We start from the raw sequence: 26,137 nt of genomic DNA on the forward strand, positions 1-26,137 counted from the left end.
ATCCCCCTTGCATTCCACTGCGGGCACGGCGCCGCCGGTCTATACGCAGACGGCCGGCTTCCGGCTGCCCAGTTCAATGCGGTGGGTGCACTGCTCGGCGAGCTGCTGGTCATGGGTGATCATGACGACGGTTCGCCCGGCAAGAGCCTGATGCAAGGTCGAGAGCAGCTCTCGGGCCTCATCGACGCCGAGGTGTGCTGTCGGCTCATCGAGCAGGATGACCTGGTGGCCGCCTGCCAAGGCGCGCGCTACGGCGAGCTTGCAGCGTTGCCCGCCGGACAGCTGGTGCCCGCCGGAACCAATGCGCGATTCGAGGCCTTCGGGCTGTGTTGCCAGCCAGTCCGCAAGCCCGACCTGCGCCAAAACCGCTTCCAGCTGGGCATCGCTGCGCTGCTGGTCGTCATCGACTCCCAGCATCAGGTTCCGGCGAATCGACGAGTCGAAGAGGTGCGCTTCTTGCGGGCACCACGCCACCGACGACAGGTTTGCCTGCTGCAGATCCAGCAGGTTGCCGTGGGCATCGATTCCCTTCAGCGCTCCCGAGCGTGCAGGCAACGCGCCGAGCAAGGCGGTGAGCAATGTGGATTTCCCTGAGCCCGAAGGCCCGGTAATGGCCGTCCACTGTCCCGCGGGAATGCGCACGCTCAGATTCTCCACGACCGATGGACCATCGTCGTATCCGAGGCTGAGATCTTGCGCTTCGTAGCCGGCGATCTTTCGCGGCATGGCTGGAGCATTGCCTTGCGCCGCTGGTGCCGGGCTGCTGCGCATGCCGCGTTCGGCCAGCTTCGATGACAGTTCCTTCAGCGCACGTCCCTGCTGCACCGCGAGCAAGGCATTTCCAGCGCTCTCCCCCAGCGCGAGGCTCAAGAGCACGGCGAGCGCTGTATGGGATGCGCTGCTGTGCGATAGCGCGGTGATGGCGATGGCAAGCAGCACGCTGGCCAACGTGGCCAGGGCGGTGGCGCTGCCTTGGCCTAGTGCGTGCCGGCAAGCGCGTTGCGTATTGCGGGTTTCTGCTTCCTGGAAGCGGCCTAGGATGCGTTCCAGTACCTGGTTGCTGCGCAGCGCGGACTTGTGCCGCAAGATGCCCAGCACGCTCTGGTTCATCTGCATCCGGTGGCGCAGCTGGAGCACGAAGTGCTCGCCTTCAATGCGCTGGACAAGCCAACGAACCGGGAAGACCAGCACCCCGAACGCGCCAAGGGCAAGATAACCGAACTCCGGCTGGATGATGTACAAGGCCGCAGCAGCGGCCACCCACAGTGCGATTGCCTGCAGCGGCGGGAACAGCACGCGGGCCAAGAGGTCGCGCAGTTCATCCACCTCGGCCAGCAAGAATCGCAGGATGACCGAGGAACGGCTGAGCAGGCCCCATCGTGCCGGGTTGGCCACCATGGCGTTCCACATCTTCTCGCGCAGATCAGCAGCGTAGGCCAGGACCGCGTCGTGGATTGCCAGTTGTTCCAGGTAGCGGAAGACTGCTCGCCCGATGCCGAGGGTGCGGACCATGACGAAAGCTACGGTCAGGTGGAGAATGGCCGGCTGGTAGCTGGATTCAACGATCAGCCATCCGCTCAGCGCCGCGAGCGCCACGGCGCACAGCACGCTCGCGGTCCCCCAGAGCACCGCTTTCGGGGCAGCCTTGTAGCCCATAAGCAAATCGCGCATCGGATTGAAGCGGGTGTTCCCAGGCGCTTGGGCTGTTGCCCCCGGCTGGGTCTGCGAGGCATCCGGCTGCTGGTGGCACATGGCTTGCCCATACGCCACGGCTTCAGCAGCCTCAACGGCACGTCCCGGATTCTGGCTCTGGCCAAAGGCTGGGTCATGGCTGGCGAGCAGGATGGCGCAGCGGGCAGGCAATTCCCCAAGCAGTTCGCGCACTGCCCGGGCGTTGGCCTCATCAAGGTGCGCGGTTGGCTCGTCGGCCAGCAGCACCGTGCACTGATCGTCGCTGTGGACCCGCAGCAGGGCTCGCAGCACTTCCAGGCGGCGCAGCTCGCCGGGCGAGTATTCTCCGATTGGACGGTCGAGCATGGAGCGCAGCGACAGCCGGGTGCTGAGCTCCTCGCGCAATTCGGCAGGTGCCGCCGGGGCATCCTGGTCAAGTTGTTCGCTGCCGGTCATTGCGTTGAACTGCGGATGCTGGCTGATCATGGCCAACTGGCCGGCAATGAAGATCCGCCCGCTAGCCAAGGCCGGGTCGAAGGTGTTGTCGCTGCTGTGTGCCTCGGCGATCAGCTTGAGCAGCGTGCTCTTGCCCGTGCCGCTGGCCGTGGACAGCACGAGCCGTTCGCCGGCGCGCAACTGGATATCGACGGCGCGGTGGATTGGATGCTCGCCATCATAGCTGATCTGCAGATCCGAGACTTCCAGGACGTTCTGCGGATTCGCTGCGGTGCCAGCCCGCAGCTGACGGGCCGGGGTGGGTGCGGTGAGGGCCGTGTACTTCTGGTAGGCGGCCAGCCCGTCATCAGCCGCATGGTAGGCGGAGCCCACTTCACGCAGTGCGGAGAACAGCTCGGGTGCCAGGATCAGGATGATCAGCCCGGAGGCGAGATCCATGTTCCCGCCGACCAGCCTCACGCCGATCATCACCGCGAGGACCGCCACCGAGAGGGTCGAGATCAGTTCCAGCCAGAAGCTGGACATGAAGACGGTCTTCAGGTTGGCCATGGTGGCCACCCGGTACTTGTTGCTCACGGCCGCGATGGCGTTGCCGTGGGAACGGGCTCGGCCAAGTCCCAGCAGCGCCGGCAGGCCTTGGGCCAGTTCATAGAGCTGATGGGCAAGCCGGTCGAGGGTGGCCTGGGATTCATTGAGGGTGTCCTGGGTGTGCAGGCCGATCAGTGCCATGAACACCGGGACCAGCGGGATGGTCAGGACCAGCACCACCGCGCTGATCCAGTCCAGCTGGAGGATGAAGATGCCAAGCAGCAGCGGTACGGCCACGGCGCCAATGAACGCGGGAATGAATTTGGTGAAGTAGTCATCGAGCTTCTCAAGGCCATGGCTGGCCAGGGTGGCGGTGACCGGTATGGACTGCTGCTGTGCCGCGGGGACGATGGCCGGCTGCTCGGCTTGCCTGCGGACCAGGTTCAACCGCAAGCGTTCCTTTGCGCCTAGGCCCATGCGCCGGGCTCCTGCATTCAAGCCCCACGCGCTGAATGCTCGAAGCGCGGCCCCGGCTAATGCCAGGACCAGCAACTGCGGTTCATTGGCGCCCCCCGCGGCCATGGTGGCGATCCATTGGCCCAGGGCGTAGGCGACGAGGACCAGCCCCGCGACCTTGAGCGCTGAGAACAGTGCCAAGACCAGGAATTGTCGTGGCGTGATCAGTTCACGCGGCAGGAATCGCGGGGTTGGCATTGCTACTCTTTCCGTCGAAAACGCAGTTACTTGATGATCGAGACGACACGATGGGTGTCGGGAATATGCTCTTCGCGCAAGCGCTTGCGGAATACCCAGTAGCTCCACGCCTGGTAGGCCAGGACCATCGGCACGCCAAAGGCAGCGACGATGCTCATGAGCTTCAAGGTGTAGGCCGTGCTTGACGCGTTGGCCACGGTGAGATCGAAGGCCGAGTCAATGGTCGACGGCAGCACCACCGGGTAAGCGGCGGTGAAGATCGCGGCGACTCCGGCCAACAGGGTTACTCCCAGTGCGATGAAGGAAACTCCTTCGCGTCCAGCGCGTCCGCTGATCATCGATGCAGCCAGGGCGATGACCGCCAGGCCCATCACTGCCCATGCGATGCCGGAGTCGTTATCCAGCAGCACCAGCAGTGCCCACGCGACCAGGGGCAGGATTGCTACCGGCAGCCAGCGGCCTACGAGCTTGCCTGCTTCGTGGCGGACCGCACCGTCGGTTTTCAACCGCAGGAAAGCCAATGCATGGATCCAGCAGAACGCCACCACCGCTACGCCACCGAGAATGGCATGCCAATTCAGCCAGGCGAAGGCTCCGCCGATCCGGTCCCCGTTCTCATTCAAGGGCAACCCCAAGGTGGTCAACGCCAGCATGGCTCCGACGCCGAAGGCAGCGACCAACGATCCGAGGCCCAGGGCCAGATCCCATGCTTTCCGGGTTGCGACGGTGATCGCCTTGCCCCGGTATTCGATGGCCACAGCACGGAAGATCAATGCCACCAGGACAATGGTCAACGGAATGTAGAGTGCCGAGAACAGCGAAGCGTACCAGTGCGGGAAGGCGGCGAAGGTCGCGCCACCGGCGGTCAGCAGCCACACTTCGTTGCCGTCCCAGACCGGGCCAATGGTATTCAGCAAGAGGCGCTTGCGTTTCTCAGTGGAACGTCCAAGCCCGATGAGCATGCCGACCCCGAGGTCGAAGCCTTCAAGGAAGAGATAGCCGCACCAGAGCAGCGCTATCACAACGAACCAAAGTGTTGGAAGCCAATCCATTGAAATTCTCCTTCGTCCGTTCCGCTAGTAGGCGAATGCCAGTACGTCGTCATCATCGTTGTCAGGCCCCTTAGGGCCCCCGGATGACGAATGATCTGCCGCTTCGAGCTCCGGCATTGCCGATGCCACGCCGCCTCGGATGTAGCGGGTGAGCAGGACCAGTTCCACAACCAGCAGCACGCCATAGATTGCAGTGAGCGAGATCAGCGAGAACAGCATTTCTCCTGCACTGACGGTAGGAGAGACCGAGGCCGCGGTATACATGAACACCTGGTCCACCCCGCCCATCTGCGGGTTAGGCGCAACGGTGAACGGCTGCCTGCCCATTTCGGTGAAAATCCAGCCGGTGGCGTTGGCGCCGAAGGGTGCGGCGATGCCCAATACCGCCAGTCTCGAAAGCCATTTGCTTTCCGGGACGGTGCCCTTGCGGGTGATCCACAGCGCGACGCCGGCTGCCAGTGCCGAGAGTCCGCCCAGAGTGATCATCAAGCGGAAGCCCCAGTAAGTCACTTCCATCACGGGCAGGTAGTTGATTTCCTGGCCCGCGTACTGGCCGAAGGACTCATCGCTTGGATAGTACTTGCCGTATTTTTCCTGGTATTCCGGAATCAGGGTATTCACGCCCTTGATTTCGGTGGTGAAATCTCCGTTGGCCAGGTACGAGAGAATGCCCGGAATTTCGAAGACAGCTACGACGTTGTCGCAGTTGGTTGCGCCTTGGGCGGTGATATCGCCCAACGACAGCACGGAGAAGCCGGTACCATCATGGCAAGCTGCCTCTGCCGCTGCCATTTTCATCGGCTGCTGTTCGAACATCAGCTTTGCTTGCTCGTGCCCGCTCAGAGCAACACCGAGAAAGGCGACCATGGCTACCGAAGCACCAATGCGCAGTGACTTAATCCAGACCTGGTAGTCGGTCTTGTCGCGGTTCTTGCCGCGGTTTGGGTCTTCACCCACGACTACATATCCGTTGGCATCCACGGTGTCGATGCCTTCCTTGCGGCGGCGGTAGAGGTGGAACCAGGAGATGCCCAGCAGGAAGCCGCCGGCAACGGCGAAGGCGCCGAAGATGGTGTGCGGGAAGGTCACGAGCGCAGTGTTGTTGGTGAACACCGCCCATGCGTCGGTCATCACGGCACGGCCGTCAACTAATTTCGTTCCGACGGGGTGCTGCATCCACGAGTTCGCAACGAGGATGAAGTAGGCCGAAAGGATCGTCGCCAAGGAAGCGCACCAGATCGTTGCCAGGTGGACACGCTTGGGTAGCTTCTTCCAGCCGAAGATCCAGAGCCCCAGGAAGGTGGATTCCACGAAGAAAGCCAGCAGGGCTTCCATGGCCAACGGCGCACCGAAAACGTCGCCAACATAGCGGCTGTATTCGCTCCAGGCCATGCCGAATTGGAACTCTTGGACGATGCCCGTGGCAACGCCCATGATGAAGTTGATGAGGAAAAGCTTTCCCCAGAATTTTGTCATTCGCAGCCAGTGTTCGTTGCCGGTGCGATGCCACATGGTTTGCAATGTGGCCACGGTCAAGCCCAGTCCAATGGTCAGGGGCACCATCAAGAAGTGGTAGACCGTCGTAATGCCGAATTGCCAGCGGGCAATCTCTAGAGCATCCATGGATTCCTCAACTATCGTGGGATGGAATATAAACCGCTTTTCTACGTTTCGTAGAAAAGACCTCCAAGGCCAGAATAGACGATTTCGACAGCTTGTAGAAATCGACGGGATTAGCAGGTTTTGCCGGCTGCAAATTTCAACACCGCGGGCGCGAGCGCAAATAGTAAGCCTATTGACAGGGTTGTGTCTACGGATCTTAAAAAACCCAAGTCAACAAGTTTCACCCGGGACATTCCCATAACGCGCAGCGAAACTGCTAAAGCCTGTACTCACCCATCTCTTTTACGCTCCGTAGAAATATTGTGGAAAGATGGCTACAATTAAGAGCCCAAGCAGTCTGCATGCTCTCGCTGAGTGCAAGCAACCGCGTTAGAACTAATGCAAGTGAGGTACGACCTAGTGGCCAGCCTTGGCGATCTGGAACGCTCCGTCATGGATCTTCTGTGGGATTCCGCAGAACCACTCACCGCGAATGACCTTCGTGATGATTTGGCGGTGCTTGGCACCGACGCGAAAGAACTCGCAGTAACGACGGTGCTGACCGTACTAGCACGTCTCGAGAAGAAGGGTCTGGTGGAGCGCGAGCGCACTACCCGCCCTCACCGATACGCAGCTTCATCCTCCCGTGAGGATCACACCGTTGGACTGCTCAACGACGCACTGGGCACCGCTCAGGACCGTGAAGCAGTTTTGGCACGATTCATTGGAGGCATCTCCCCCGACGAAGCAGCTTCCCTGCGTGCTATCTTGGACTCAGTAAAGTCCGCATAATTTAGATGAACTTCGGGGACTGAGTGCTTCTCACCTCATATTTCCTAGCGGCGTTGGCTATCGCATTGGCGTGGCCGACGCCGTTGGCTTTATCCAAGGCGAATTGGACCGCGCGCTCACCAGTGCAAGCGGTACTCCTGTGGCAAGCCATTGCTTTAGGCGGTGGCCTTTCCATGATCGGCTCAATGCTTGTCTGGGGCTTGGACCCACTGGGCGATGATCTGATCTCCGCGCTGCATGGTGGATGGCTCCTACTGACAGGAGACACGAGTGTGCCCTACCCCGGCATCGTGCACCTCTTCGCCTTGAGCACAGCTCTGCTCTTCGGTTTCCACCTGGTATTGACCCTCATGCGCGCTGCTTGGCGCACCTCCCGCCAACGAGCCAAGCACCGGCAGCTACTTCGCCTGTTGAGCAACCCCTCGCAGACGCGCGCGAACACCTTGGTGATCGATCATGATATGCCCGTGGCATACTGCGTGCCCGGCATCTCGCAGTCGGTGACCGTGCTGTCACGGGGATTGCTCACCCAGCTTTCGGCTCAAGAGCAGCAGGCGGTCATCGCCCATGAACGCTCCCATTTGGATCAACGCCATGATTTGCTAATCCTGGCCTTCACTGCCTGGCACGAAGCGTTGCCCTGGTTGCCGACCTCACGGCTTGGACTCGATGCAGTGCGCCAACTGATCGAAATGCTGGCCGACGACAAAGCGCTGGAAAAGGCCAATCGGCAGACGCTGCTCAAAGCCATCGTCACTGTGGCCACCGCAGCGACCATGGATGACCGCTCGTCAACGCCTCATGCCTCTAGCGCCGGTCTGGTTGGCATGCCCGATGGCGAAGTATCATCCCGCAGGCTCAAGCGCTTGCTCTCCCCGCAAGATCCGCTGAGCCGCCCGCAACGGGCACTGGTGCTGCTGAGCACCATCATGCTGATGGTCTGCCCGACAGTTCTGCTCATAGCGCCACGGCTGCTGGACTGGTAGCACCCGCTCGATCCCATGCAACGACGTCCTTGAACCCCAGTGGAGCTCAAGGACGTCGTTGCATCTGCGGTTCTAAACGTCGATGCGTTCCCGTTCAAGATCGTCGGCGCCGTCGATGATGAACTTCTTGCGCGGTGCCACATCCGAGCCCATCAGCAGGTCGAAGACTTCTTCGGCTGCCTGCGCATGCTCGATGCCAACACGGCGCAGCATGCGATGGCGTGGATCCATGGTGGTTTCAGCCAGCTGGTCTGCATCCATCTCACCCAGGCCCTTATAGCGCTGGATCGGCTCCTTGTAGCGTCGGCCTTCCTTCTCCAAGCTGGCCAGCAGCTTGGTCATTTCCGTCTCTGAGTAGGTGTAGATGACTTCGTTCTGCTTGGCGCCCGGATTAATTACCTCGATGCGGTGCAACGGCGGGACCGCCGCATAGACGCGACCGTGCTCAATCATCGGGCGCATATAGCGATAGAACAGCGTCAGCAGCAGGGTCCGAATGTGCGCACCGTCAACGTCAGCATCGGTCATCAGGATAATCTTGCCGTATCGCGCTTGCTCGATGTCGAAGCTGCGGCCCGAACCAGCACCTATCACCTGGATCATCGCTGCGCACTCTGCATTGGAGAGCATGTCCGAGATCGACGCCTTTTGCACATTCAGGATCTTGCCACGAATCGGCAACAACGCCTGGTACTCGCTGGAGCGTGCAAGTCGGGCGGTGCCCAATGCGCTGTCGCCCTCGACGATGAACAGTTCGGATTTGCCGACTTCCTTGCTCCGGCAATCAAGCAGTTTGGTTGGCAGCGACGAGGATTCCAAAGCCGTCTTGCGACGCTGGGTTTCCTTATGCATGCGTGCCGACACACGAGACTTCATCTCGTTGACGACCTTCTCCATCAGCGTGGAGGCTTCAGCCTTTTCGTTGCGCTTGCTGGAGCCCAGACGATCATTGAGCGCCTTTTCCAGCACCTTGGAAACAATCTGGCGCACTTGTGGGGTGCCCAAAATTTCCTTGGTCTGGCCCTCGAACTGGGGCTCGGCCAATCGGACGGTCAGCACGGCAGTCAGGCCGGCCAGAACGTCGTCCTTTTCCAGCTTGTCCTTCTGGCCGAACTTGAGCTTGCGCGCGTTGGCCTCGATATTCTTGCGGAAGGACTTGAGCAGGGCCTGCTCGAAGCCTGCGGTATGCGTACCGCCCTTGGGTGTCGCAATAATATTGACGAAGCTGCGCAGGGTGGTTTCGTAGCCGATCCCCCAGCGGACCGCCACGTCCACTTCGCAGACACGCTGCACATCTTCAATATGGCTGCGGCCGTTGCTGTCGATGACCGGAACCTTTTCATGGAAGGAACCGCTGCCGTGGAAGCGCCAGATGTCGGTAACCGGTGAATCGCTGCTCAGGTAGTCGACGAATTCGCTAATGCCGCCGTCGTGCTGGAACACTTCCTCATGAGGTCCGTCTGCGCCCGGAGTGTCCGGCAGTCCGCGTTCATCACGCAGGGTGATGCGCAGCCCCGGGACCAGGAAGGAGGTTTGGCGGGCGCGATCCTGCAATTCCTTATAGGAGAATTTCGCATCCGGGGTGAAGATATGGCTGTCGGCCCAGTAGCGAATGCGCGTTCCGGTTACGCCGCGTTTGGCTTTGCCGATAATTCCCGGAGGCGTTGCGGTCTCATGGGCCTTGAACGCCGCATCGGCTTTCTTGCGCCCCTTATCGGTAAATTTTCCTGGTTCGCCGCGACGGAACTGCAAGCCGTAGGTTTTGCCGCCGCGGTCAACTTCCACGTCCAAGCGGGCCGACAGAGCATTTACTACTGAGGCGCCCACGCCGTGCAGGCCGCCGGATGCGCTGTAGGAGCCACCGCCGAACTTGCCACCGGCGTGCAATTTGGTGAAGACGACTTCCAGACCGCTCAGCCCAGTCTTGGGTTCAACATCCACGGGGATGCCACGGCCATCGTCTTGGACTTCGACCGAGCCGTCAGAGTGCAAGATAACATCAATGGCCTGCCCAAACCCGCCTAACGCCTCGTCAACAGAGTTATCGATGATCTCCCAGAGGCAATGCATCAAGCCACGGGAGTCGGTGGAGCCAATGTACATGCCTGGTCGCTTACGAACTGCTTCCAGGCCTTCCAATACGGAAAGGTGCCGGGCACTGTAATTGTCGGATGAAGCCACTGAGCTGATGTCTCCTACTTGCATGAGAAAGTACGTCTTGGTTCATATTCTAATCGTTAATGTGTTCGAATACCCGCTATTTTCCGGTGCTGGCGAGCACGCCGGGCAGGTATGAGCTTATCCACATGCGCTACGCGGTGAGCGAAAGAACAGCCAATTCGGGATAAAGTCGGGATCCAAGCTGGTTGTATAGAGTAACCATCAACTTTAGGAGGCTGGCAATGACTACTACGACCGCTAGTCGTGAACTTAACGCCCTCGACCGGTGCGACCGTTGCGGCGCACAGGCCTACGTGCGAGCCGTGCTGGCTTCGACCGGCGGTGAGCTGCTTTTCTGCGCTCACCATAGCCGCGATGTAGAGCAAAAACTGCGTCCGCAGACTTCCCTATGGCAGGATGAGTCCTCGCGGCTCTACGAAAAGCCCAAGGTAGACGCCAACGACTAATCTCGTGGCCAACTGCTGATCAAAGAAGGCGACCCGCTTTGGGTCGCCTTCTTCTTGCATTAATGGCAATAAAAAATGTGGCCAGCAGTTCCTTGCATGAACTGCTGGCCACATCCTCAGATTCTTAGTCCAGGTAGTCGCGCAGCACCTGGGAACGCGATGGGTGGCGCAGCTTCGACATCGTCTTGGATTCGATCTGGCGAATGCGTTCGCGGGTCACCCCGTAGACCTTGCCGATTTCGTCCAGCGTCTTAGGCTGGCCATCGGTCAGGCCGAAACGCATTGCCACGACGCCTGCTTCGCGTTCCGAAAGCGTGTCGAGCACCGAATGCAGCTGTTCCTGCAACAGGGTGAAGGACACTGCATCGGCTGGCACAACAGCTTCCGAGTCTTCGATCAGGTCACCGAATTCGGAGTCGCCGTCTTCGCCAAGCGGGGTATGCAGGGAAATCGGTTCGCGGCCGTATTTCTGGACCTCGACGACCTTTTCAGGGGTCATGTCCAATTCCTTGGCCAACTCTTCTGGGGTCGGTTCGCGACCGAGATCCTGAAGCATCTGGCGCTGGACACGGGCCAGCTTGTTGATGACTTCAACCATGTGCACAGGAATACGAATGGTACGCGCCTGGTCAGCCATGGCACGGGTGATTGCCTGGCGAATCCACCAAGTGGCATAGGTCGAGAACTTGAAACCCTTGGTGTAGTCGAACTTCTCCACCGCACGGATCAGGCCCAAGTTGCCTTCCTGGATCAGGTCCAGGAAGAGCATGCCGCGGCCGGTGTAGCGCTTGGCCAGGGAAACTACCAGTCGAAGGTTTGCTTCCAGCAAGTGGTTCTTGGCGATCTTGCCATCATGGATAATCTGCTCGTAGTCCCAGCGCAGACGCTGATCCATCGAACCATCGTCCTTCTCCAGCTTGTCAGCTGCGAACAGGCCAGCTTCAATGCGCAGGGCCAAGTCGACTTCTTGCTCGGCGTTCAGCAGGGCAACCTTGCCAATCTGCTTCAGGTAGTCCTTGACCGGGTCAGCGGTCGCGCCGGCCACCATGACCTGCTGCTGCGGAGCGTCGTCATCACCGGTTGAAAGTGTGAAGCCCTTTGATTCATCGTCGGACTTCGCATCCTTCGAATCGGTGCCTGGCTCAGCATCGTCATCGGCGTCAGCCAACGCTCCGGTTGATTCGTCTTGCGCTGCGGTTTCGGCAGCGACCTTTTTAGTCCGAGGCTTGGCCTTGGTAGCGCGCTTCTTCGCTGCAGGGGTGGCTGATTCGGCCTCAGCCGCGTCGACCTCGGCCTCAGTTGCTATGCGATTAGCGTTCGTCTCAGAAGATGACACGAATAACCTTTCTAACGATGCGTTCCGGATGCACCTGCCGGTAACACCACTATGACCCTGTCAAGTCCGATAGTGCTCAGTCGCTGACTAAACACCTAGGGCTGGCACATTGGTATCAACGCATCAAGCCCGCCTAATGTTCCCGAAATCCACAGATTTCAAGACCTAGGCAATTCGAACCTAACCGGGTCTGTTGTCCCATTATCCATGAATTAGCATCAGGACACCACTTGAGACACTCCGGCCTCCGTTGCTCAGCTGAAATTGGCACGCCAAGCCCGCATTTGATCGGTCGCCCACTCGGGCATGATTCCATGGGACATCAGTTTCTGCAGCAACCGCGCCAACTCGTAGTTCGGGTTTTCTTCTACAGCCCTGCCCAGCAGGCACAAGGCCATAGTCCCCCGGCCTCGTGCCCACTCGATCCAGGCAAGAATGCACAGCAGGGCCTGCCGGGCGTTGCCTTCGGCCACACCGAGCAGGTCTCTGGCTACCGACCACAGCCGGTCAATCCGCTGCCAGTCTGGCGCATGCCAACCACGGCCCAGCAAGTAGTTGGTCAAGGGCGAGGCAGCGGCTTCCCGATCTCCGCGCATCACGCCAAACAGCACATCCAATGCCGCGTCCAGACCTTGGCCAGCCAAATACGGAAGCAGGTCTCGGACGATTTTCACTTCCAGGGAACCAAGCAGCAGTGCGGTGTGCTCATGCTCTTCGTGGATCCAAGTTCGGGCTTCCGCCTCGGCGAGGTCCATCGTCTGCAGCCATGCTTCAAGGCAGTTGATCACGTTGTGCTGCTGGCTGGATACAATCTTCAGGATCTCGGCGGCCTGCGGCCACTCAGGGATTCCACTGCCGTCCCATGGAACATCCAACGGTGCTGATCCAGCAAAGACCAGCGACAGATGCGTCTCGTTGGTTTCCAGCGGGCGCACCGGGGTCGGCTCTGCGTAGTCGTCGGTCGCGTAGTTCCAGACGAATCGGCCCTGCCGGCACCAGCTGTGGCGCAACAGGACTTTTTTGCCGGCCAGCCCCTGTTCGAGCTGCGCAACCATGTGCGAGTACGGAATACGGCCCTCGGCCAGCGAATCTTCCGGCGCGTAGACCACCAGAACCACCCCTTGGATATGGGGCATACGATCCAGGAGGCGAAGCACCTGCGCGGTCCACGACTCCCGCTCGGACGAAGTGTCCTCTTCCGGCAAATCGACACGCAGGGTCGCTTCCAGGTGGTCCTCGTCGATCAGCATGAGCACGGCGGAATTTTGCGGATAGAAGCCGAGGGCATGAGGCACATAGGCCAGGATGTCCTCGCAGCTGGACAGCGAGAGGGGATGGCGTTCTGGTGTAGTTGTCATGGCTCCACGGTGCATCGCGGCGCTTGGCACAGGACGTCAACGCGTGCGAGCTGTGGAGAACCTTCTGGTCCGGGCCTCGGGGCCGGCGGTTACTGTTCGGCGAGGAATCGGCGCGCCTTGCGGCGTTCGATGACCATGAATGCCATCCCGAGCAATGCCATCACGAATTGGAAGGACAGTGCCACCCGGAAAGCCGGCAGGTTGTAGAGTTCTCCGACCGACCCGTTGGCCTTGTGCAGCATGTCCATGATGAAACCGATGACGTAGATGGTGACGAATGCTCCGATGAATCCGCCGGTATTCACCAGGCCGGTGGCAGTTCCCAGAACCCGCGGCGGGTTGAACGTACGTGCGAAGTCGAAACCGATCACTGAGGCCGGGCCGCCGGCGGCAATGGCGACCATCAGCAGCACCAGAATCCATAGCGGCGCCTGTCCTGGCCAGAGCAGAACGGCCGCCCATAGCGCCAAGATGGAGCCCACGATGGACAACGCAATATTGGAACGCTGGCTGGCATGGCGCGCGGTCAAGGCGCCGAGGATGGGGCCCAGCACGATGGCGACGACAACGAATACAGCCATCAGGCCCGAAGCTAACGCACCGTCTATGCCTTGGCCCTCGACAAGGAATGGGTAGCCCCACGTCATCATGAAGGTGTTGATCATGAAGGCCGTAGAGAAGTGGGTCCAGAAACCCAAGCGGGTCCCTGGCTGCTTCCATGCCTGCGAGATCCGCGAGCCGGTCTCCTGCTCCCCCGCGCCATGCCCATTCCAGTTCTTCCCATTGCGCACGAAGGCGATCGTCGTGATGAAGGTGGCGAAAGCGAACCCTGACATGATCGAGAATGCCGCGGACCAGCCGACGCCAAGTAGGATCATATGGAATGGAAAGAGGCTGATCAGCTGCCCGAGCTGGCCAAAAGTACCGGTGAGCTGGGTGAGCACCGGAATGCGCGAACCGGAGAACCACAGGGGCAAGAGCTTGAGCACGGAGACGAAGACCATCGCGTCGCCCATGCCGACCATAACGCGCCCGGCCAAGCCCATGGGCACGTTGACCGAAATCGCCAGGAACGCTTGGCCGGCAGCCATCAGCAAGGCGCCGCAGGTAATCAGGATGCGGGGCCCGAATTTATCCAGCAGCAGCCCTACGGGGACCTGCGCCCCGGCATAGACAACGAGCTGCACGACCGAGAACGTCGCCAGGATCTGTGCGCTGGCATCGAAGCGTTCGGTGGCTTGGATGCCTGCGACTCCGAAGCTGGTGCGTTGGGAAATTGCAGAAATGTAGGCAAGAATTGCGAAGCCGAAGACGAGCCACGATTTCGGCGAATTCAGCTGGGCTTGGCTCACTGGTCGTGATCACCTGGCAACGGTTCGATATGACCGTTTTTCAACCAATCTTCGGTGTTCTCGATGGCGGCCAGGAAATGCTCGGCACTGGCGCCCAGTTCCTCGGCATCCGCCATCTGCTCATCTTCGTCCAGCAACAGCGAACGCGACTCGTGCTCCTTGGCATGCGCGTCGAAACGTTCCTCGAATCCGTCCACCATCTGGCGGACGTCGCTATTGGCTTGAAGCTGCTCGGCGAGCTGCTGGTCAACCAATCGGGCCGCTTCGCGCAGCTTGTCGGTCGGCAGAGCCAGCTTCAGCGCCGCGCCCACATACTCCAGCGTCGCAACGGCGACCGCCGGGTACTCGGATTCGGCAAGGTAGTGCGGGGTATGCATCGAGTAGCCCACGACATCCCGGCCGGCTTCACTCAGGCGGATTTCGAGCAGCGAGGCCAAGCCTGCCGGAGATTCAACCGTGGGACTCCACGTCGAGATGTTCTCGATCAGATCCTTGCGGTTGCCGTGGGCGGTTACGCCGACCGGCCGGGTATGCGGCACCGGCATCGGCAATGATGCGGTCCCAACAACAAGCGATACGTTGAAGGCCTCGATGAATGACTGCAGTTCCGCGATCACGCGTTCCCACTTCAGATCCGGTTCAACTCCGTTGAGGAACCAGAACTTGCGGTCCATCTCATCAGTCATAAGGTAGATCTCGATGCGCGGGGCCTGGTATCCGGCGAAGTGGTCGCCAAGGAACGAGACCCGCGGTCGCTGGGAGGTGTAGGCGATCAGCTCGTCGGCATCGAAAGTGGCGAAGAGTTCGGATTCCAGACGGCCGAAAAGCTCGTTGGAGACCTGCGCGTGATTATGCCCGGCATCACTGATGCTCTTCAGCGAGATGAACATCCCAAGACCTTGAAGGCGCGAGTCATCCAAATCGTCTGCGACCAGCGTCATCAACGAATCCTTGGACATTTTCTCCTCATTCAGGGTCGGCATCCGGCACAGCAGGGCGGCAACCATCGGCCAGGACTGAACTTCTACAACAGATCAATGCTCCATCCTATCGCTACTTGGCTTTCGCTCGCTGTGAAGTAACGCACGATGACGCGGAACCTCGGATAACCTAGATGCAGGAGACGCACAGCCCACCGGCAGGATCTGCTCCGGAATACCACTTGGGCTGTCGCGACCTTAGACCCTACAAAGGCATAGAAGGAATGATTTTGTGATCAACTCCAGTGATCTCACTCTGAGCGCCATTGGCACTGACATCAAGCGCAAGAGCGCTGACGCCCTCATCCTGGGCGTACTCAAGAACGGCGACAAGGTGTCCATCGCGGCATCCCCCTTCGCCGCCGACACCACTACCTCGCTGGAGCAGTCGCTCTCGGCTTTGGGCGTTGCCGGGAAGGCCGACGAAATCACCGCGCTGCCTGGCGTGGACGGCACGAAGGCCAAGGTCCTGCAGTTCATCGGCCTTGGCGTTGACGAGCTCGCCGATCTGACCGAAGAGAAGCTGCGCCGTGCAGCGGGCTCGGCTGCCCGCCAGTTGAGCAACGCCAAGAGCGCCATTTTCGCTTTGCCGGCCGACAGCGTTGAGCGCGTTGCCGCCGTGGCTGAAGGCATCGCCTTGGGCAGCTACCGCTACGAGAACCACCGTTCGAAGAAGAGCGAGAAGCCAGTACTGGCCGAAGCCCAGATCGTCACCTCGGTGGCCACTTCCAAGGATCTTCCAGCCGTGCTCAAGCGCTCAGCAATCCTGGGCCGCGCGGTCCGCGGCACCCGCGACCTGATCAATGCCCCCGCCAACGTGCTGTACCCGGAGACCTTCGCCGCGGCGGTCAAGGACTACTCCAAGTCGCTGCCGCTGAAGGTCACCATCTTCGATGAGAAGCGCCTGGCCAAGGACGGCTTCGGAGGCCTGATCGGCGTTGGCGGCGGTTCGGCTCGCCAGCCGCGCTTGGTCAAGGTCGAGTACGCGCCATCGAAGGCAGCCAAGCACATTGCCTTGATCGGCAAGGGCATCACCTTTGATACCGGTGGCACCTCGCTGAAGCCTGCTGCAGGCATGCACGCCATGAAGTCGGACATGTCCGGTGCCGCCGCAGTCTTCCAGACGGTCGCCGCCGTCGCAGAACTAGGGCTGAACGTGAAGGTCACCGCGTGGCTCTGCCTGGCGGAGAACATGCCAGGCGGCGCCTCGACCCGTCCGGGCGATGTGCTGACGATGTTCGGCGGCAAGACAGTGGAGGTGCTGAACACAGACGCCGAAGGCCGTCTGGTCATGGCTGACGGCTTGGCCGCAGCCAGCCTGGAAAAGCCGGATGTCATGATCGACATCGCTACGCTGACCGGCGCGCAGATGCTGGCTCTGGGCCTGCGCACTGCAGGCGTCATGGGCGACAAGCAGGTCACCAGCGACCTGGTTGCCGTTTCGGACAAGGTGGGCGAATTGGCTTGGGCCATGCCGCTTCCGGAAGAGCTGCGTCCATCCATCGAGTCGCAGGTCGCCGACTTGGCGAACATCGGTGAACGCATGGGCGGAATGATGACCGCAGCCGTCTTCCTCGAAGAGTTCGTCGGCGAAGTCGACGGCAAGAAGATCCCTTGGGCCCACATCGACTTTGCTGGTCCGGCCTTCAACGAGGGAAGCGCCTGGGGCTACACCCCGAAGAACGGCACCGGCTCGCAGGTACGCACTCTGGTTGCCTACGCAGAACAGGTTGCCGCAGCGAACTAGCCGTTAAACGCAGCGGCAAAGCAGCTGCAGTGCCATGAAACTCATCCCGGTATCGCCAGAATCAATTGGCCGATGCCGGGATGAGCTCAAAATTAGAGACATACCTGACTTTTAGTGCCCCGAAGGTGACTCTAGCCATTCGACGGTACTAAGGTAAGTTTTGAAACATCACCGTGGATCAAAGGTGCGCGCCAGCATGTGTCACGCTCCAGAAAGTCCACACCCGATCCCCTGGTCGGCCAAAGCCGGCCTCACTAAGCGAATACGAGGGAGCGTTCACGTGGCCGATTCGGCAGCAACGCAAGAATTTGATGTCCTCATCCTCGGCGGCGGATCCGCTGGATACTCGGCAGCATTGCGTGCCATCCAGCTGGGCTACACCGTTGGATTGATTGAAAAGGAAAAGCTGGGCGGCACCTGCCTGCACACCGGCTGCATCCCAACCAAGGCTTACCTGCACGCAGCAGAGTTGGCTGAAAACGCTCGCGAGGGTGCCAAGTACGGCATCAACACCACGCTCGAGTCGATCGACTTGGCTGGCGTGCGCAAGTACAAGGAAGGCATTGTTGCTGGCAAGCACAAGGGCCTGCAGGGCTTGCTCAAGATGAAGAAGGTCAACGTTATCACCGGTAACGGCCGTCTTGTCTCCCAAGATTCCATCGACGTTGATGGCACCGTATACAAGGGCAAGTACATCATCCTGGCTACCGGCTCCACCTCCAAGACCTTCGGTCTAGAAATCGGCGGCCGCGTACTGACCAGCACCGAAGCATTGAACATGGAAGACCTGCCAAAGAGCGCCATCGTGCTCGGCGGCGGCGTCATCGGCGTCGAGTTCGCTTCCGTATGGAACTCCTTCGGTGTCGATGTCACCATCGTCGAGGGCCTTCCTTCGCTGGTTCCAAACGAAGACCCAGCCATCATCAAGACCTTGGAGCGTGCTTTCAAGAAGCGCGGCATCAAGTTCAACACCGGCGTCTTCTTCGAAAAGGTCGAGCAGGACGCCAACGGCGTCAAGGTCTCGCTGGCTGACGGCAACGTACTGGAAGCAGACATCGTTCTGGTTGCAGTGGGTCGCGGTCCAGTCACCGAAGGCCTCGGCTTCGAAGAGCAGGGCATCACCATCGATCGCGGCTTCGTGATCACCGACGAGCGCCTGCACACCGGCGTTGGCAACATCTACGCCATTGGCGACATCGTCCCAGGTGTACAGCTGGCACACCGCGGCTACCAGCACGGTCGCTTCGTTGCCGAGGAAATCCACGGCCTGAAGCCAACCATCATCGAGGACATCAACATCCCGAAGGTGACCTACTGCGAGCCTGAGATCGCTTCGGTGGGCTACTCCGAGCCAAAGGCCAAGGAGAAGTTCGGTGCAGACCAGATCGAAACCACTGAATACAACCTGGCTGGCAACGGCAAGTCTTCGATCCTGGGCACCAGTGGCCTGATCAAGATGGTCCGCGTCAAGAACGGCCCAATCGTTGGCGTTCACGGCATCGGCGGACGCATTGGCGAGCAGATCGGTGAAGCGCAGCTGATCGTGAACTGGGAAGCATACCCAGAGGACGTATCGCAGCTGATCCACGCTCACCCAACCCAGAACGAGTCCCTGGGCGAAGCCGCAATGGCTTTGGCCGGCGCACCGCTGCACGGTTAATCACGTTTTGGTCATTCAGGCAGCGCGTTGATGTAACGCGCTGCCTGAATGCACTAGGCTCGGAGGCAACGCCTCCCACCACTTTTCAAGCTTTATAAAACAAGGAGATACGGGACGATGTCTGAAACCGTAAACCTACCCGCACTGGGTGAAAGCGTTACCGAAGGTACGGTAACCCGCTGGCTGAAGCAGGTCGGCGACCGCGTAGAGGTAGACGAGCCGTTGGTGGAAGTTTCCACTGACAAGGTTGACACTGAAGTTCCTTCGCCGGTAGCTGGTGTCATCGAGGAAATCTTTGTGGCCGAGGACGAGGACGCCGAAGTTGGCGCCCCACTGGTTCGCATCGGCGATGGCTCCGGCTCCGGCGACGCTGCACCGGCAGCACCAGCCGCTGAAGAAGCACCTGCCGCACCAGCCGCAGAGGAAGCACCAGCTGAACCGGCAGCCGAAGAAGCTCCTGCAGCCGCACCTGCCGGTGGCGCTGCCTCGGGTACCGAAGTTACCCTTCCAGCCCTGGGCGAGTCGGTGACCGAAGGTACCGTTACCCGCTGGCTGAAGGAAGTTGGCGATGAGGTATCCGTTGACGAGCCGCTGCTTGAGGTTTCCACCGATAAGGTAGACACCGAAGTTCCGTCCCCAGTTGCTGGCACCCTGCTGGAAATTCGCGTTCCAGAAGATGAGACCGCTGAAGTTGGCGCTGTTCTGGCCGTAATCGGTGCCGCTGGCTCCGCTCCAGCAGCTGCTCCAGCCAAGGAAGAGGCTCCAGCTGCTGCTCCTGCAAAGGAAGAGGCTCCAGCTGCTGCTCCTGCAAAGGAAGAGGCTCCAGCTGCTGCTCCTGCAAAGGAAGAGGCTCCAGCTGCTGCTCCTGCAAAGGAAGAGGCTCCGGCCGCCCCAGCTCCAGCCAAGGAAGAAGCACCCGCTGCCCCTGCCGCTCCAGCTGCATCTGCTGCCGAGGCAAACAACGAGTCCGGGTACGTCACCCCTCTGGTACGCCGCCTGGCTAACCAGCACAACATCGACATCGCTTCGGTGAAGGGCACCGGTGTTGGCGGTCGCATCCGCAAACAGGATGTGCTGGACGCTGTTGCCGCCCAGGAAGCTGCTGCTCCAGCTGCTCCTGCCGCCGCTGCTCCTGCCGCCGCAAAGCCGGCTGCACCTGCAGTGGAGGTTTCCTCGCTGCGCGGCACCGAGGAAAAGGCTCCACGTATCCGCCAGGTTATCGCTCGCCGCATGCGCGAGTCCCTGGACATATCGACTCAGCTGACCCAGGTCCACGAAATCGATATGACCCGCATCGTGAAGCTGCGAGCTGCGGCCAAGGCCAACTTCAAGGCCACCAACGGCGTGAACCTCACTTACCTGCCATTCATCGCCAAGGCTGTTGCCGAAGGCCTGAAGGCACACCCTAAGCTGAACGCTGAGTACAACGAAGAGACCCAGAAGATCACCTACCACAATGCCGAGCACTTGGCATTCGCAGTCGACACCGACAAGGGCCTGCTGGTTCCTGTCGTGTCGAACGCTGGCGATCTGAACCTGGCAGGCATGGCTTCGCGCATCGCTGATGTTGCTGCACGCACCCGCAGCAACAAGATCGGTCCAGACGAGCTGTCCGGTGGCACCTTCTCGATCACCAACATCGGTTCGGTTGGCGCACTGTTCGACACCCCGATCATCAACCAGCCACAGGTAGCCATCCTGGGCACCGGTGCGATCGTGAAGCGTCCAATGGTCGTCACCGATGCAGAAGGCAACGATTCGATCGCCATCCGCCACATGATGTACCTGTGCCTGACCTACGATCACCGCCTGGTTGACGGTGCCGATGCAGGCCGCTTCCTGCAGACCGTCAAGGCTCGCCTTGAAGGTGGCGCCTTCGAAGGCGAACTGGGACTGTAAAGATCCAGTCGTGGCCCTCGTAGCCTAGGTAAATAATCGCCCCTGTCGTTGATTCGACAGGGGCGATTCTGCGTTTTCTACGATCAGTCGAAAATAGATTAGGCTAGTGTCATGACTATTCTTCTTTCTCTCCTGATTTTCGTGCATATCTTGGGCGCAGCAGCTATCTTCGGTGGCTGGCTGGCCAACTTCAAGACCCCTACTGTCTCTGTATGGCAGTGGTACGGAGCCATCGTGCAGCTGGTAACGGGTCTGGCCATGGTCGGCATTCTCGAGGCCGGCGACGGTTCGCCAAACCACATGAAGATTGGCATCAAGTCGCTGATTGCAATCATCATCCTGGTCGCAGCTTTCATTGGCCGTAAGAAGATGAAGAACGGCGAGGAAGTTTCTACCGGTATTGCTCACGCAGTGGGCGGCATGGCCTTCATCAACATCGCAATTGCGGTTCTCTGGAGCTAGTCCGTAGCAGCCTTGATGGTGGGAGAAGCAACCAACAGCTTTGAGCAAGCTTTGGTGTCGTCTCCCGCCATTAAGCATTTAACGTCGTAATACCTTGCCGATCTTCCAGCCGCTTTCTTCCAGCACCATTTCAACTTCGATGCGTTGCGGCTCTGCGGCCTGGACGGTGTGCATCGTGACCCCTTCAGCATCCACGTATCGGTATTCCTCTTGGGTCGATGTCGCGGCAAGAATGACAGTGTCACCCTGTCCACGGGCGGATACCACCACATCCGTCAGTTTTGTGCGCAAGCCTTCAAGTCCCAAACCCAAATCCAGAAGCTGATCTATCGTTTCGAGATCTCGCTGCAATTGCTCGGCTCCCGGAGTGTAGAGCCCCTTGAGTTTCTCCCCCGCCAGCTGACCCATCGCTTTGTCTCGTTCTCGTGAAAGTGCCAAGAATGCAGAGACCACTGTATCCCGATTCAATGCACAGGCGGGCACTTGCGCACCATCCATGATTCTGCAGTCTAGGTCTGCTGGGGGCGCCATTGCCGGCGCAGTCGCTTCCTTCGCCTCAGCGGCCCGGAAATGATTGACGCCCAGCATGCTCCCGAATATGACCATGATGCCCAAGACTGCAGCACCAGCCAGCTTCACGGCCCCGGGTGTCCTGCGCAACCGATGGCTGTGCCAGGATTCATCATTCCCGCTGTTCCGCTGCCTTGCTGCGTTATCCCTTGCGCGCTTTGAGCGCCTGTGCGCAGCACCCGATTCCTGGGTTGGATGGATGGTTTCCATCAGATGAGTAGCTTCAGCAGCTACATGACCTTCCCAATGGATGGGCTCAGCTGGACAGCTCGCGAACAGCGTTCGAGCAAACTGGTCGGCGGTTGGCCTCGCTTGCGGCACCGGATTCATGGAATCAATCAAGAGCTCATGAATAATCGAGGGGACGCCGGGGAACATCACGCTAGCTGGTGGACGCATCAGTTCCTCTTCGGGAACCCGTCCCGACAGGAGAAACCACAAGCAGGCGCCCAGCGAGTACACGTCCTGCTCTCCAGCTTGGCTTTCCATCGCCCCGGCCTGCATTTCAGGGGCGACGAATCCGGGTGTGCCGGAACCAGTAAGCGCTTGACTTGACGAAGCAGCTTCCTGGAAGTCGATGATCTTCGGCATGCCCTTGGCGGTCAGCAGGATGTTGGCTGGCGACAAGTCCCCATGGCGTTGGCCCTGCGAATGCATGACCGATAGAGTTTGCGCAATGGGAGCCAACGCAGTCACGCATTCACCAAGCGCAAAGGCGCTGCGGCTGGAAACGAGGTCTGCCAAACTCCCGCCGGGACAATATTCCATGACCAGCCCCTCACCGAATTGAGTCGGCAGGGTTCCGTAAAAATCGACGACATATTTCCGCGACTGCCTGACCTCTTCCTGGCGCAGAGAAGTGATGTTTTCCATAGTCAGGCTAAGTTTAAGCGTCAGATACATCTGGTCGCTTTCCCTCCGGATCAGCCAAACTTTGCATGGTGACTTGGCACTTAGCGGCTTGACAGTCACATGCCCAGGGCTTGTCGGCCACGCTAGAACATTCGTTGATTCATCCATGTTTCCGTTGTATCCCACAAACAGGAAATGCAAGCTGGATATCCACAGGCAAGCTGAACGGCACTGAATTAGCGACCGATCGTTCAAGAGCGTAGGCTAGCCGTCATGGCGATCGAATTCGAACGAGTCGGACTAGGCTCAAAATTTGTGCCCTACATGGAAGCTTGGGATTATCAGATCCAACTGCATGATGCGGTAGCCGCGGACACGCAAACCCCTAGAGTCCTGTTCCTGGAGCACGAAGCGGTTTATACCGCAGGCAAGCGCACCGAACCCGAAGACCTCCCGCTGGACGGCACCCCCGTCGTGGATGTGGACCGCGGTGGCAAGTTGACCTGGCATGGCCCGGGACAGCTCATTGGCTACCCCATTGTCAAGCTCCGCAAGATCAGCGCAATCCGGCTTTACGTGGAGACCCTGGAAGAAGCCCTAATTAACGTCGTGAGCGAGCTTGGCATTCCAACGGCCCAGATCAAGGGCCGTTCCGGAGTTTGGGTACCAGGCAAAGACGGCGCGCAGGACCGCAAGATTGCAGCCATCGGCATCCGTATCAACCACGGCGTCACCATGCACGGATTCGCCTTGAACTGCTCGAACGCGCTTTCCGCATACGACCAGATCATCCCCTGCGGCATCTCCGATGCAGGTGTCACCACCATTTCCGAAGAACTGGGCCGTACCGTCACCCCTGAAGACGTCGTTGACCGAGTTCAAGCGGAAATAGAGCGTCTGCTTACCCCGCAAGTCGTCTAGACAACCACTCACTTCATTCAGAAAGAGCAGTCAATGAGCATCGAGCCAGAAGGCCGTCGACTACTGCGCGTCGAAAAGCGCAACTCCGCCGTTCCCGTGGAGCGCAAGCCCGAGTGGATCAAGGCGAAACTCAACATCGGCCCGGAATACGTGGGGCTGAAGAACCTGGTGCAGTCCGAGGGGCTGCACACCGTCTGCGAAGAGGCAGGCTGCCCGAATATCTTCGAGTGCTGGGAAGACCGCGAGGCCTCGTTCCTCATCGGCGGTTCCGAATGCACCCGCCGTTGCGACTTCTGCCAGATTGCCACCGGCAAGCCGGTGGCCATCGACCGCTCGGAACCTTTCAAGGTGGCCATGAGCGTGAAGAAGATGGATTTGCGCTACGCCACCGTCACCGGTGTTGCCCGCGATGACCTCGAAGACGAGGGCACGTGGCTGTACGCGGAGACGGTGCGGCAGATCCACAAGATGAACCCGAACACCGGCGTCGAGTTGCTGATTCCCGACTTCAGCGGCAAGCCCGAGAACCTGGATGTCATCTGCGATTCGGAGCCGGAGGTCTACGCCCACAATGTCGAGACCGTGCCCCGCCTGTTCAAGCGCATTCGCCCGGCCTTCCGCTACGAACGTTCCATGGATGTCATCACCCATGGCCACAAGCGCGGATTGATCACCAAGTCAAACCTGATCCTGGGCATGGGCGAAACTCGTGAAGAAATTTCAGAGGCCATGCGCGACCTCTATGAGGCCGGCTGCGATCTGCTCACCTTGACCCAGTACCTGCGCCCCACGGACCTGCATTTGCCAGTTGACCGTTGGGTCACTCCGCAGGAGTTCCTTGAACTTCAGCAGGAAGCCGAAGAACTCGGATTCTCGGGCGTCATGGCCGGGCCACTGGTTCGCTCTTCCTACCGCGCTGGCCGTCTCTGGGCTGGTGCCATGCGCAAGAAGGGCCGGGAAATCCCTGAGGCCCTGTCGCATATCGAGTCCTCGGGCAACACTCGCCAGGAAGCAGCTTCGCTGATCAAGTAGCTGGTTCTTGCGAACCAGTTTGGACGATGGCCCCGGGCCTGCAGATGGAAACCATCGCGGGTTCCGGGGCCATTCCACTGCCCGTTCATGGACAATTCAGCCGAAAATGCCATGTTCGTTCCAGCACGGCTTAGAACTATCAACTTCATCGCGTAGAATTAAGGCACTATGGCCAAAAACTCCGACAACGACGCAGCCGCGCCTAAGCGTGGCTTGTTTTCGCGTAAACCAAAAGCTGAGAAGAAGAACAAAGAACCAGGCCGCCTGAAGCAAATTGGCCAGGTCTTCCAGATGACGCGCCGCAACGACCCTATGGTCGTGTGGTGGATGGCATTGGCCGCCTTGGCCGTCATTGCTGTCTGCTTAGTTATCGGCTTCTTGATCAATAACTGGATCACGATGTTGATCATCGCAATCCCGTTGGCGCTTCTTGCTGCAATGTTCATCATGTCGCGCCGTGCCGAGAAGGCTGCGTTCTCGCAGCTTGAGGGTCGCCCAGGTGCCGCTGGCGCTGCTATGAGCGTGCTGCGTCGCGGCTGGATCCTGAAGCAGGAACCGGTTGCCTACAACCGCCACCAGGATCTGGTGTTCCTCGGCATCGGCCGTCCAGGCATCGTCCTGGTCACCGAGGGCCCGAAGAACCGCGTTCGCGAACTTGCCGCATCCGAGCGCAAGCGCATTGCCCGTGTTCTGCCGAACGTGCCTGTGCACATCATCAACGCTGGTTCCGAAGAAGGCCAGACTCCATTGGCTGAAGTTGGCAAGGCAATGAAGAAGCTTCCGAAGTCGATTACGAAGCTGGAAGTCAGCGCAATCGACAAGCGTCTGAGCACGTTGACTGCGAACCGTCTGCCCATCCCCAAGGGCGTAGATCCAAACCGCGTACGTCCAAACCGCCGCGCTATGCGTGGACGCTAAAGACAGCACTAAAGAAGCCGCAACAGGATTTTCCTGTTGCGGCTTCTTTAGTGCTGTCCGGACTTGAAGGCTAGGAGATATTCACCAAGATGGTTTTCGGCAACCGATCATGAAGGCCACGCTGGTCCTTGTCGGTAATGAAGGCCGGAATAGCCAAGCAAAGCAGCAACGAACGGCTCAAGCCTTGCAATGGCTTGATCGCGGTTCCATCCAGCGCCTGCACCTGCATGCCAAAGGTGCGATGACCGATCGTGTGCCCCGTGAACCCGACACCGATGATTTGCCCGGCACAAAACAGGCCCAGCGTTGCCAGGTCATGGCTATTGAACAGCCACCAGCTGAGCAGCATGGACAGTCCCCAGTCCAGGAGCAGGGCGCCGACCCTTCGCGGGAACCTGGCAACGGAGCCAGGACCCTTGACTGGGCGTCCCATATCCTGTCCGGGCCATTCTTGCGTATTGTGCTGCGGCGGCCCTTCAAGCCACGAGCTGAAGTCTTTTCTTTCCACCTATACAGTCTATCCAGCGATTCTGTGCGCCAGTTAGAACCCCATAACGCGGTAGCAAGTATCCAAGTCAGATTGTTACAGCTGGCAATCTGCGCAGATCAGATCGATACGACA

General features: G+C 59.7%; 20 protein-coding genes. 10 read left to right on the forward strand and 10 right to left on the reverse strand.

Annotated elements, in window-relative coordinates:
• Nucleotides 1-39 precede the first annotated feature (39 nt).
• The 3 genes from cydC to F0M17_RS10210 are packed head-to-tail and all read right to left on the reverse strand — an operon-like array spanning nucleotide 40 to nucleotide 6,044.
• Nucleotides 40-3,369 carry a thiol reductant ABC exporter subunit CydC gene (cydC, locus tag F0M17_RS10200; protein ID WP_149597067.1) on the reverse strand — a complete coding sequence of 1,110 codons (3,330 nt, stop codon included), beginning with the start codon at nucleotides 3,367-3,369 and terminating at the stop codon, nucleotides 40-42.
• A gap of 26 nt (nucleotides 3,370-3,395) precedes the next feature.
• Nucleotides 3,396-4,421 (reverse strand): cytochrome d ubiquinol oxidase subunit II, encoded by a 1,026-nt coding sequence (gene cydB / locus F0M17_RS10205; RefSeq protein ID WP_149597068.1) that lies wholly within the window; start codon nucleotides 4,419-4,421, stop codon nucleotides 3,396-3,398.
• Nucleotides 4,422-4,445: 24 nt separating this feature from the next.
• The gene (locus F0M17_RS10210; RefSeq protein ID WP_121867010.1) at nucleotides 4,446-6,044 is read right to left on the reverse strand and encodes a cytochrome ubiquinol oxidase subunit I; all 1,599 of its coding nucleotides are present in this window, start codon (nucleotides 6,042-6,044) and stop codon (nucleotides 4,446-4,448) included.
• Nucleotides 6,045-6,443: 399 nt separating this feature from the next.
• On the opposite strand from F0M17_RS10210, the gene F0M17_RS10215 reads away from it, so the two are divergent.
• Both F0M17_RS10215 and F0M17_RS10220 read left to right on the forward strand, forming a co-directional pair.
• Complete coding sequence (locus F0M17_RS10215; protein WP_073706036.1) at nucleotides 6,444-6,815, forward strand: BlaI/MecI/CopY family transcriptional regulator; 372 nt, start codon at nucleotides 6,444-6,446, stop codon at nucleotides 6,813-6,815.
• A gap of 23 nt (nucleotides 6,816-6,838) precedes the next feature.
• Entirely contained in the window at nucleotides 6,839-7,801 is a 963-nt protein-coding gene (locus tag F0M17_RS10220; RefSeq protein WP_066144395.1) for a M56 family metallopeptidase, read from the forward strand.
• A gap of 72 nt (nucleotides 7,802-7,873) precedes the next feature.
• On the opposite strand, the gene F0M17_RS10225 is transcribed toward F0M17_RS10220, so the two are convergent.
• Nucleotides 7,874-9,982 carry a type IIA DNA topoisomerase subunit B gene (locus F0M17_RS10225; RefSeq protein WP_066144392.1) on the reverse strand — a complete coding sequence of 703 codons (2,109 nt, stop codon included), beginning with the start codon at nucleotides 9,980-9,982 and terminating at the stop codon, nucleotides 7,874-7,876.
• Nucleotides 9,983-10,203: 221 nt separating this feature from the next.
• On the opposite strand from F0M17_RS10225, the gene F0M17_RS10230 reads away from it, so the two are divergent.
• Complete coding sequence (locus F0M17_RS10230) at nucleotides 10,204-10,428, forward strand: hypothetical protein (RefSeq protein WP_038991880.1); 225 nt, start codon at nucleotides 10,204-10,206, stop codon at nucleotides 10,426-10,428.
• Between the two features lie 124 nt (nucleotides 10,429-10,552).
• Here the strand turns inward: F0M17_RS10230 and F0M17_RS10235 are convergent, their stop codons facing one another.
• From F0M17_RS10235 to F0M17_RS10250, 4 genes are all read right to left on the reverse strand, one after another.
• The gene (locus F0M17_RS10235) at nucleotides 10,553-11,764 is read right to left on the reverse strand and encodes an RNA polymerase sigma factor (protein ID WP_121867011.1); all 1,212 of its coding nucleotides are present in this window, start codon (nucleotides 11,762-11,764) and stop codon (nucleotides 10,553-10,555) included.
• Between the two features lie 254 nt (nucleotides 11,765-12,018).
• Entirely contained in the window at nucleotides 12,019-13,122 is a 1,104-nt protein-coding gene (locus F0M17_RS10240) for a DUF4192 family protein (protein ID WP_168201996.1), read from the reverse strand.
• Between the two features lie 89 nt (nucleotides 13,123-13,211).
• Entirely contained in the window at nucleotides 13,212-14,474 is a 1,263-nt protein-coding gene (locus tag F0M17_RS10245; RefSeq protein WP_149597070.1) for a nitrate/nitrite transporter, read from the reverse strand.
• On the reverse strand, nucleotides 14,471-15,433 hold the full coding sequence (locus F0M17_RS10250; protein WP_073706437.1) for a proteasome assembly chaperone family protein: 963 nt from the start codon (nucleotides 15,431-15,433) through the stop codon (nucleotides 14,471-14,473). Before F0M17_RS10250 ends, F0M17_RS10245 begins: the two co-directional genes overlap by 4 nt.
• Nucleotides 15,434-15,686: 253 nt before the next feature.
• On the opposite strand from F0M17_RS10250, the gene F0M17_RS10255 reads away from it, so the two are divergent.
• The 4 genes from F0M17_RS10255 (at nucleotide 15,687) to F0M17_RS10270 (ending at nucleotide 21,222) form a co-directional block, all read left to right on the forward strand.
• Nucleotides 15,687-17,201: a leucyl aminopeptidase gene (locus tag F0M17_RS10255; protein WP_073706033.1), complete on the forward strand. Its 1,515-nt coding sequence runs from the start codon at nucleotides 15,687-15,689 to the stop codon at nucleotides 17,199-17,201.
• A gap of 280 nt (nucleotides 17,202-17,481) precedes the next feature.
• Nucleotides 17,482-18,861, forward strand: coding sequence for a dihydrolipoyl dehydrogenase (lpdA, locus tag F0M17_RS10260; RefSeq protein ID WP_121867014.1), 1,380 nt, complete (start codon nucleotides 17,482-17,484; stop codon nucleotides 18,859-18,861).
• A gap of 117 nt (nucleotides 18,862-18,978) precedes the next feature.
• Nucleotides 18,979-20,760, forward strand: a complete 1,782-nt coding sequence (gene sucB / locus F0M17_RS10265) for a 2-oxoglutarate dehydrogenase, E2 component, dihydrolipoamide succinyltransferase (RefSeq protein WP_149597071.1) — start codon at nucleotides 18,979-18,981, stop codon at nucleotides 20,758-20,760.
• A gap of 111 nt (nucleotides 20,761-20,871) precedes the next feature.
• The gene (locus F0M17_RS10270; RefSeq protein ID WP_141358363.1) at nucleotides 20,872-21,222 is read left to right on the forward strand and encodes a hypothetical protein; all 351 of its coding nucleotides are present in this window, start codon (nucleotides 20,872-20,874) and stop codon (nucleotides 21,220-21,222) included.
• Nucleotides 21,223-21,300: 78 nt separating this feature from the next.
• Here F0M17_RS10270 and F0M17_RS10275 read toward each other — a convergent pair whose 3' ends face one another.
• Entirely contained in the window at nucleotides 21,301-22,695 is a 1,395-nt protein-coding gene (locus F0M17_RS10275) for a protein kinase (RefSeq protein WP_038991889.1), read from the reverse strand.
• A gap of 195 nt (nucleotides 22,696-22,890) precedes the next feature.
• On the opposite strand from F0M17_RS10275, the gene lipB reads away from it, so the two are divergent.
• The 3 genes from lipB (at nucleotide 22,891) to F0M17_RS10290 (ending at nucleotide 25,515) form a co-directional block, all read left to right on the forward strand.
• Nucleotides 22,891-23,565, forward strand: a complete 675-nt coding sequence (gene lipB / locus F0M17_RS10280; RefSeq protein ID WP_255314534.1) for a lipoyl(octanoyl) transferase LipB — start codon at nucleotides 22,891-22,893, stop codon at nucleotides 23,563-23,565.
• Between the two features lie 33 nt (nucleotides 23,566-23,598).
• On the forward strand, nucleotides 23,599-24,597 hold the full coding sequence (gene lipA, locus F0M17_RS10285; RefSeq protein WP_073706029.1) for a lipoyl synthase: 999 nt from the start codon (nucleotides 23,599-23,601) through the stop codon (nucleotides 24,595-24,597).
• Between the two features lie 168 nt (nucleotides 24,598-24,765).
• Nucleotides 24,766-25,515: a DUF4191 domain-containing protein gene (locus F0M17_RS10290; protein WP_038993837.1), complete on the forward strand. Its 750-nt coding sequence runs from the start codon at nucleotides 24,766-24,768 to the stop codon at nucleotides 25,513-25,515.
• A gap of 70 nt (nucleotides 25,516-25,585) precedes the next feature.
• Here the strand turns inward: F0M17_RS10290 and F0M17_RS17680 are convergent, their stop codons facing one another.
• Nucleotides 25,586-25,864, reverse strand: coding sequence for an RDD family protein (locus F0M17_RS17680; RefSeq protein ID WP_233125263.1), 279 nt, complete (start codon nucleotides 25,862-25,864; stop codon nucleotides 25,586-25,588).
• Nucleotides 25,865-26,137 lie beyond the last annotated feature (273 nt).

It is taken from the genome of Glutamicibacter sp. ZJUTW (assembly GCF_008370855.1).
Taxonomy (GTDB): domain Bacteria; phylum Actinomycetota; class Actinomycetes; order Actinomycetales; family Micrococcaceae; genus Glutamicibacter; species Glutamicibacter nicotianae.